Annotated in this window: 8 protein-coding genes; 1 reads left to right on the top strand and 7 read right to left on the bottom strand. The window is 53.9% G+C overall.

The genetic code is table 11. From position 1 onward, the window contains the following. Positions 1-26 precede the first annotated feature (26 nt). Positions 27-647 (bottom strand): hypothetical protein, encoded by a 621-nt coding sequence (locus tag KBY66_RS11260; protein WP_255089589.1) that lies wholly within the window; start codon positions 645-647, stop codon positions 27-29. Positions 648-712: 65 nt separating this feature from the next. Beyond that, a complete protein-coding gene (locus KBY66_RS11255) occupies positions 713-1,843 on the bottom strand; it encodes a glycosyltransferase (protein WP_255089588.1) in 1,131 nt (376 codons plus the stop codon). A gap of 166 nt (positions 1,844-2,009) precedes the next feature. Here KBY66_RS11255 and KBY66_RS11250 point away from each other — a divergent pair, with 166 nt between their 5' ends. Beyond that, positions 2,010-2,222 (top strand): hypothetical protein, encoded by a 213-nt coding sequence (locus KBY66_RS11250; protein WP_255089587.1) that lies wholly within the window; start codon positions 2,010-2,012, stop codon positions 2,220-2,222. Between the two features lie 635 nt (positions 2,223-2,857). Here the strand turns inward: KBY66_RS11250 and KBY66_RS11245 are convergent. The 5 genes from KBY66_RS11245 to KBY66_RS11225 all read right to left on the bottom strand — a co-directional run bounded on the left by KBY66_RS11245 (position 2,858) and on the right by KBY66_RS11225 (position 8,212). Next, positions 2,858-4,072, bottom strand: coding sequence for a glycosyltransferase (locus KBY66_RS11245; RefSeq protein ID WP_255089592.1), 1,215 nt, complete (start codon positions 4,070-4,072; stop codon positions 2,858-2,860). Between the two features lie 155 nt (positions 4,073-4,227). Next, complete coding sequence (locus KBY66_RS11240) at positions 4,228-5,166, bottom strand: hypothetical protein (RefSeq protein ID WP_255089586.1); 939 nt, start codon at positions 5,164-5,166, stop codon at positions 4,228-4,230. A 5-nt stretch (positions 5,167-5,171) separates the two neighbouring features. Further along, complete coding sequence (locus tag KBY66_RS11235) at positions 5,172-5,675, bottom strand: hypothetical protein (RefSeq protein ID WP_255089585.1); 504 nt, start codon at positions 5,673-5,675, stop codon at positions 5,172-5,174. 390 nt (positions 5,676-6,065) lie between these two features. Next, positions 6,066-6,950 (bottom strand): methyltransferase domain-containing protein, encoded by an 885-nt coding sequence (locus KBY66_RS11230; RefSeq protein ID WP_255089584.1) that lies wholly within the window; start codon positions 6,948-6,950, stop codon positions 6,066-6,068. A 152-nt stretch (positions 6,951-7,102) separates the two neighbouring features. Further along, on the bottom strand, positions 7,103-8,212 hold the full coding sequence (locus KBY66_RS11225) for a glycosyltransferase (RefSeq protein WP_255089583.1): 1,110 nt from the start codon (positions 8,210-8,212) through the stop codon (positions 7,103-7,105). Positions 8,213-8,234 lie beyond the last annotated feature (22 nt).

Raw genomic sequence — 8,234 nt, 5'->3', positions numbered from 1 at the left:
GCTTTTTGGCCGTGGACTGCTCGTAATCACCAAAGCCGAGCTGCTTGATGCCCATGAACCCTGTTCACGCCTGCGATCACACGGCCATTCTCGCGCAGGGTGGTGGGGTTTTCCAGAGTCTCCCTAACAAGTTTTGTGGAGTACCCTCCGCCTATTTCGATGACTTTGTGAGGCTTGATAGAGCGGATAAATTGATAAAGAAATTCAGCATCACCACTTTCAAAAAGGCCATTTCCCAAGCGAAAATGAAGAGGGCTGGCTGAACTCCTTTCCATGCCAAGCTGAACCACCTCGTCAACATATACCAATTTGTTCAGAAATGCTATCTGCTCGTTGGCACGGAGATCGATACCTGGCAGTTGTCGCTCTTGATTGCGATCAAAGTCTCCATCGTGAAAGAGCGGGAAGTAGTAATGACGTGGGATTGGGTAAATGCCAGCCTGGCGAAATGCGCGCCTGCTTCGCGGCATGTTCACAGCTCCGCATTGGTGATACCGTTTTCCCAGATAGCCAATGATTGGCGCCAGTGATGCAATTATATAATCCAGAACATTTACCCGGGCAGATTGAAGACTCATCATTTGGTTGATACTGCTGGCATGATGATGAATGATAGCGTCTTGAAATCGAGTTGCTTCAGCTGCCAAGATGAAGTATGAACAATGTTGCCCAAAGCATTCAACCACCTGAAACGCGATGTTATCCGCATTGATCAGGCCGGCGTGGAGCCAGACGGCTTCAACAACTGCTTCACCGCCTGATTGAACTGCTCGGCTATTTGCTGAGCCTGGAAGCCAGTGGTGATAGCCTTGGTAGGCGGCTGCTCAGCTAACCAGCGATTGGAGGTATGGAGCAGATCCGACGCTGTTCCGCTCGAGAAGCACAGAACCTGCGGTTGGCCTTGGCCCCACTTCACAGCACTGCTCAGGGGCGGCCCCCAGATCACGATCGGCCGGCCGCGGTTGGCGTACTCCACCAGCTTGCTCGGGAAGTGGGTGGCCAGATGGCGATGGTGGCGGCGGTCGAAGCTCAGCAGCACCAGCAGGGCATCGGCTTCATCGAAGGCCTGCTGCCACTCATACCCTTCAAGGAAGCCACTGCAGCGGATGCGGCCACCAGCTTCAGGGAATGTCAGCCCCTGCTGCTCCGATCCGGAGACATGCAGCTCGAAGCGGGAATCCGAAGCCACGGCTTCGATCAGGGCCTGCAACAGAGGCCGATAGAGGCCTCCGCAATAGCCGGAGTAGTAAATCCTCCAGGGGCCCGGGTGGGGTTTCCTCGGCGGCGAAACCTGCAAGCCGGGATCAGGCATCGGTGGCAACACCAGCAGGTTTGGATGGGGCCTGAGCTGGTCGGCCATCCCCTCAGACACAACCAAGACCAAATCACTGCGGGCGACCAATCCTCGGAAGGCTCGATCCCAGAGCCCCACACCCCAACGCGGACAACCACTGGCATCGGGATACCAGTCGTGCACAATCGTGATAAGTGGCAGATTGCAGCTGCGGGCGGCGATCAAGGCATCGACCCAGCGAAGGCCGTGGCCCACCGTGAGGATCGCTTCGGCCTCCCGACGCAGCAGAGTGCGAGTGGCCTCCGGTAGGTGCCCATCCAGGCGCCGAAGCCATGGCTGCAGGATGAGCACAAGGCGCCCGAGCCTGCACCTTCGCAGCGAGCGGGTGATCCAGGCCCCTAACCCTGGGCGGTAGCCGAGCCAGGAGGGGGCTTCTGTGAGTGCGGCGGAGTGAAGGAGTTGCTGATGGCGCCACAGCACCACACTGCCGCCGGAGCGGTCGGGGCGGATTGGAACGTCGCCGATGTAAAGGAGGTGAGGGTGGGCCATCCGGTGATCAGCTCAGCCGGGAGGGGATGGCATCGAACAACTCTTACGGGCCATTCTCCTGGAAGCGGTATCCGAAGCACTCCAGGAAGCGGCTCCAACCAGGTTGCAGCGTGGACAGAAGATCCTCTCTGCATTCGGCGAGGCGCTGGCGATCCCGTTACCAGCCATGAAAACCAACAAGCATGGATGGCTTGAGGCGTTCCAGATGCTCGCCGCTGTAGGCATCAAGGCCGAAGCGCAGGGCGGGGTACCTGGAGCCAACTCGCAGAGGGTTGAAGCAGTACAGATCGAGAAGGTGATCGTTCAGGTCCTCGAGGCATTCTCTATGAGACCAGTGATCTGGGTAGGAAGGAAGCTAGCCCATATAGCGGCCATTTGATGACCCCCTGCAGGTCAATGGCTCGCGCTCCATGGTTGTCGTCGCGATCAAAGGATTTTCAACACGTCACCACAGTAGATCCAGAGGTTGCTTCCTCCAGCCCGTGAGGGGAAGTCTTGGATCGGGACTTCTTGCAATGACGGCGACCTTGGCGATGGTTCTCGCTTAGTTCAATCATCCCAGATGATGATCAGGTTGATCTGGGTAACCTTCGAAATGTAGTATGGTATACATGTTCTTGCCGGGGTGCGGGTGCTCTGCTGATGTTGAAGGTCGGCAGCGCTCAGATCAGTTGGTGGGGCAGGGTCCCCGCTTCAACCTCCTAAAGATGCATCCTGAAAGCGTGCCTGGCCCATGGTCCTGCCCCGAAGTTCGCCGAACCATTGACGCATGGTTTCACCCCGCCCAGTTCTCCTCCAGTTGCCACTGCAGGCCAGGCATGCGAAAGCCACTGGAGCTGTCGAGCACCTTCCCGTCCCCGGCTCTCCAAGCAAACTGATTCAGCTGGTGGACCCGCTCACTGGTGCGGGCCTGCTGTCTCGCTGCCGGTTGGCGTCAACGTGATCAGCAGACTAACGGCGCTCAGTTTAAGCACTGCCTCAGAGTTCGGGGCGTCGAGTGCCGCAGTGGCGGCATCAGAAGATTGATGCTGGCGAGGCCGCAGCCACTGCCTGCCTGTACACCTCCGCATACAGCCCCGCGATCCGCGCCGGTTCCCATAGTCGCTCGGCACGTTGCCGGGCCGCGACGCCGAGCTTCCTGCGGCGCTGGGGATCGTCGAGCACCCAGGCGATGGCCGCTGCCAGTGATGCCGGATCAAACGGCTCAGCCAGAGCCCCAGTGATCCGGTCCTCCACGATGTCGACCAGTCCGCCGGTGCGAAAGGCCACCACGGGCGTGCCGCAGGCGTGGGCTTCGATGCCGGTGTTGGGAAGGTTGTCCTGGCGCGAGGGGATCACGAACACATCGGCGGCGGCATAGAGCAGCCGCAGGCTGATGTCGTCGTGGAGCTGGCCGCTGTAGTGAACGGGAAAGCCGAGATCAGGCAGTTCAGCTGGCCGGCTTTGGCCGAATATCACCAGCTCGAGCTGTTCCAGCGCGATGCCCGTGGCAGTGGCTTTGAGGTGGCCATGGGCCTTCAACAGCAGATCAGCACCCTTGCGCGGGTCGCCAGTGCCACCGATGGCACCGAACAGCACCAGGCGGCGATCCAACGGCAAACCGAGCAGCCTGCGGGCCTGAGCCTGATCGCATGGTGCCCAAACCTTGAGATCGATCGGATAGGGGATTACCGTGATCGGCCAACTGCGCATCAAGGCGCTGCGGCGGGCGCAGTCTGCCAGCCAGGTACTGGGGCAGACGATGTGCATGGGCCGCTGCCAGGAGCGGCGTTTGCGCTCCCAGGTATGGCGATTGAGATCGGGGCCGGATTCGTGAGACGGCCGGTTGGCGGCGGTATATCCCTCGGCGAATCGCTCATCCACGGCCGGCGGGGGAGTCACGTAGTGCTCGGCGCCGCAGAAGGCCCACTGATCGTGAAGGGTCCAGACCACAGGTTTGCTGAGGCGGCCGATCTCTTCGATAGAAAGTGAATCCACACCTAGGTAGTTACCAAGCCAATGAAGATGAAGAACATCGACAGAAGCTTGATTGATCTCAAAATTAAAAGCAGACTTGTTGATGCACAAATCAAGGGTGCTTGGATTTAGAGACTTAAACGGATCACCTTGAGATACTAAAAATCTGCGCCCAAGTCTTTCAGCCTTGGCGGCAATGCGTTTTGTTACCGAAACCGGAGGAGATCCACCAATCACGTCAATGCACTCTGAATACTTTCTAATCACACGCATAGAAGCTTCAATATCTGTAGCATTCGCACATGCTACTAGGGCTCTAACAATGCGAAATGCAGCTCGAGCTGCGCCCCCGTGGTTGTCGACAGGATTGTAGTGCTGAACTTTAATCACAGGCGGTAATTCACAATTGTTGGATCATTTAGAGTAGATTAGTGCATCTGGGGAGGAATACAGACTAGGCTCTCAGTGAGATAAACAATGTCAAGGAGACGTGGATCCAAGCTCTGCACGTATTGTTTTTGCAATGCAAAAGCACGTAATCGACATTTTAACCTCCGCACCGTTTCCCTAAGAGCACGAAGAGGTGTTGAGGCTCTCAAGTATCCATCAATCCACTTGCGAATGGGTGGTTCCATAACATTTCTTCTGACTGCTAAGTAAAAAAATCTAGAGGATTTCTTGCCAATAAGATTCCACCATTTTTCTTCCCAGCGATCAGAATGGCGGAAGTGGAGAAACTGAGTTGAATCAAGATGGTTCAGATTATGATTAGAGGCGACTAATGCAAGTGGCAGAAACAGATCCCACCATGGCAGCCCAAGTATCAAGTCACCGGATAAACAATCCAATGTTGTACTGAATGAGCAGGCTTTAGCTGCAACAAAATCAATTCCACTTCCAAAGAAAGATGGATTGCCTTCAGCTACAATAGACTGATCAGCAAGGGTTGGCTTATGGCCTAGAGAATCGATGTCAGTACGGTGCGCCACAAGACAATTCGCTTCGCCTAAAAGCCGCAAGGTTGTCAATCCCGATTCAGAAAGATTAAAGATTATGTCGGCATTTGTAACGGCAATTAAGGATTCTGGGAAAGCTGCAATAACTCTCAGTAGTGCTGCGCGCAAGGATGGAAGATAATCTGGATACGGCAATTTCGGTGCTTCAACGGAAAAACAATCAACCCCCATTCTGGCCAGCTCTTGGGCATGCTCAGGGTATCGATTGAGTTCAGCTATCGTATTAACGGATAAGGGAGTGAATCCTGAGTCCTTCCAGGACTGAATTGCAAGATTCTGAAGGCTATCATTATCCGCACTGGCATACTGAACGCACCGAAGTATAGGAGGGATGGAGACTATAAGGTACATTTTCATCATAGCCAAATGCGACCGACTAATTCTTTTGGCGAGAGGTTATCAACACAAATATCGAGGCTATGTGAATAGCTAGGCTTCAAAGAAGTTATCACTAATTCATATCCTGAAATAATCCACTGGACAAAGTAAATTGCACCATTTTGCAGCACTGTACAACGCAGAGCAGGCAAAAGTCTCTCAAGCCTTGATGATGAAAAAGAGTTAAACTTTAGGAATTCATTAAAATTAGCTGTCTTCAATGATGACTTATCAATTCGCTTGACCGCCGTTGCCAGGGCGAGGAGATGATGCCGCTTCCACTCCTTAAGAGGAAACGCGAGCCGTGAACGCCTCTCCATGCGGCGTAATCCTGACCAGTTGGGATCTAGGAAGCATGCACGCCGACAGAACACAACATGGCCGCCGGGAGATGCTCCCTCCACCACCAGACCCAGTTCCTGACAAAAACGATCGGGGCTGTAGCGGAAGTGAAATGTGCAGGAACGATGACAAGCAATCACGGGATGAATTCAGTTGGCGATCACCAGAATCCCGCCCCGGCTGACGGCACTCACCATTTGCTCAAGCAAAGCGAACGGATCCTGAACGTACTCAGTTTATCAGTGCAGACCAAAGCGTCGTAGGAGCTGGCAGGGAGTTCAGAAACGAAGTTAATGTTCGCAAAAGACCGGCAACTTTCGATGCCGTGGCGGGGATAAAGGCGGCGTCTGATTGGGCGCATCGCCAACGGCAGGCCTCCGGTCACGGTTGGGTCATCGGACTGCTGGCTGATCACGCGCATCTGTGATTGCAGGCCATGGGCAGCGCCGTGATTCACCAGGCTGCGGTGAATGCGGTAGGGGCACGGGCGGCGCCACCGCTGATATCTGATTGGTTGACGTGGAGGATGTTCAGCGGGAGAGCCTGATAACGTTGCGAAACTTGCGCGGATAGTGGAGTGGTTGGGCCACCGCCAGGCGAGCCCGCTGCCCCCAGGGGCTCAGGTGTTTCGCTTTCCACTCCTGCCAGGCAAACAGCCGCTGCGAGCGGTGCTCCATCGCCCGGAGCCCGGGCCAATCCGGCTCAACGACGCTGCTGCGCAGGTAGATGGTGGCGTGACTGCCCTCGCAGGGGCCCAGCAACTCCAGCCCCAAGGCCTGGCAGAAGTCATCGAACCTGTAGCGGAGGTGAAAGGTGCAGGGCAGGTGACAGGCGATCACCGGATAAAAGCAGTTGGCGATCAGCAGGTGGCCGCCGGGACGCACCGTATCCACCATCGCCGCCAGCAGGGCCAGCGGGTCGGTGACGTGTTCGAGCACATCGGTGCTCACCAGCACGTCGACGCTCTGGCTGGTGAGGTTTGGTACAAAGCGGATGTTGGTGAACGGCTTGCAGCTTTCGATCCCGTGGCGCGGCGGGTAGGGCTCGCAGATGCTGATCTCCGCCTCGGGCAGGGCTGCAGCCAGAAGGCGGGCGAGTGTACTGAAGCCACCGCCGAAATCGAGCACTCTCTGAGGTGCCAGGGCGGCAACAGCGGCGGTGATCTCCTGGCGATGGCCCATCGAGATGCTGTGCTGCTCGATGAACATCCCGTTCAGGAGCCAGATTGGGTGTCTGTAGAAAACAGCCAGCCGCCCAGGGTTGGGCTCACGGTTGTCGCAGCCACAATGCTGCCAAGCCTGATCCATCAGCTGCCAGATCTGTTCTAGGGATGGATCTGGCCCCACTTCAGCGAGGAGCTGTTCGATGGCAGTGCGTTCCTCGGAGGTGAGGCTGTAGCGGGATGGATCGATCACAGTTTTACTTTTTTATCAGCACTAGAAAGTGATTCTATAATAGATGTTAATTCGTATGATATGCTTAACAAGCATAGGTTGTCTTGATTTTTCAGGGCTGTTGACTTGCATTGTGATGGCTTCAAGAAATGTCGAATGATATAGAGTTTGGCTTACTTTGCTGGCAAGGCTCCTTCTACTACTTTTCTGAGATGTTGATCGTGAGAAAAGTGATTGTGAGCGGCTTCGCAATTTCTTTTATAGAAGCTGGGATCTAGTTTGATCTGTCTAATTGCGTCGCCCAAATCGTAAATTCTGTTGACTACAACCCCGATGCCAAGTTTTTCCACAATATCCCTCATTCCGGGTGAGTTTAAAGCGATAACAGGCTTGCCGGTTCGAATTGCGTCATAGAGTTTTCCTGCTGATCCTGCGGCTAGTTGATAATTAGGACTTTTAGATGAGAACCCGACAAACACGGCATCGCATTTCTCATAAATGCTCCATTTTTCGACTTCGTCTTTCAGGTCAGTTGATATACGCACAGACTCCTTGTTGTTGAATGCTATTTTCATGGCAGTTGATTTTACATCATCCGAGACAAACCAGCCATGCAATAGAAGTGAGCAACAAGCTTGATTGATTGAGTACCATGACAAGATCTCGTCTACTCTTGTTTCATAGCCTAGCGTGCCTATGCAGAGTAATACAAACTTGGCTGTGGATGTTTCATCCCAGCTTAATGAAAAGCTCTGTTGGTTTCCTAGGTAGGGGCCACGGGGAGAGTTTGGAACTATCCAAATATCTGTTCTGATGCCTTGACGTTTTAAAAATGCAGCACGCATGCCGGACTGAGTAATAGTGCCACTGCAGTTATTTGCCAATACTCTTTCAAGTTGTTTTCTTGATCTAGCAAATCTCTTTTTAGGTTCATAGAATTCCAGGGAATAGTATATAGTAGCGCTACTTCGTTTGCCGGGAATTGGCAGGAAGTTGAGAAGAGCTTCGGCATCGAACAGAAAAGTTAGACTGCTCTTCCTTGCTTCAGAAAAAAGACGCAATGCGGTTAAAATGTACCCAAGCTGAAGAGATCTTTTCGTTGGAAAAAATGCTATGATCTGAGCCCGTTTTTCAATGTCTTTTGGAAATGGGAAACGCCCAAAATCAGGGCATATGGCAAAAATCTTGACAGACCAGCCTTCATCAAGAAGAAACCCAGCGGTATTAATTAGTGGGGTTGATATACCAGCCCAGTTAAAATTAGCAACCAATAACGCTTGCATCATGAAATATAGTTGGTGATGA

Source organism: Synechococcus sp. Tobar12-5m-g, assembly GCF_024345415.1.
Lineage (GTDB): Bacteria > Cyanobacteriota > Cyanobacteriia > PCC-6307 > Cyanobiaceae > Regnicoccus.
Note: the sequence above shows the minus strand (reverse complement) of the source record. Positions and strands in the feature narration are given on the sequence as shown.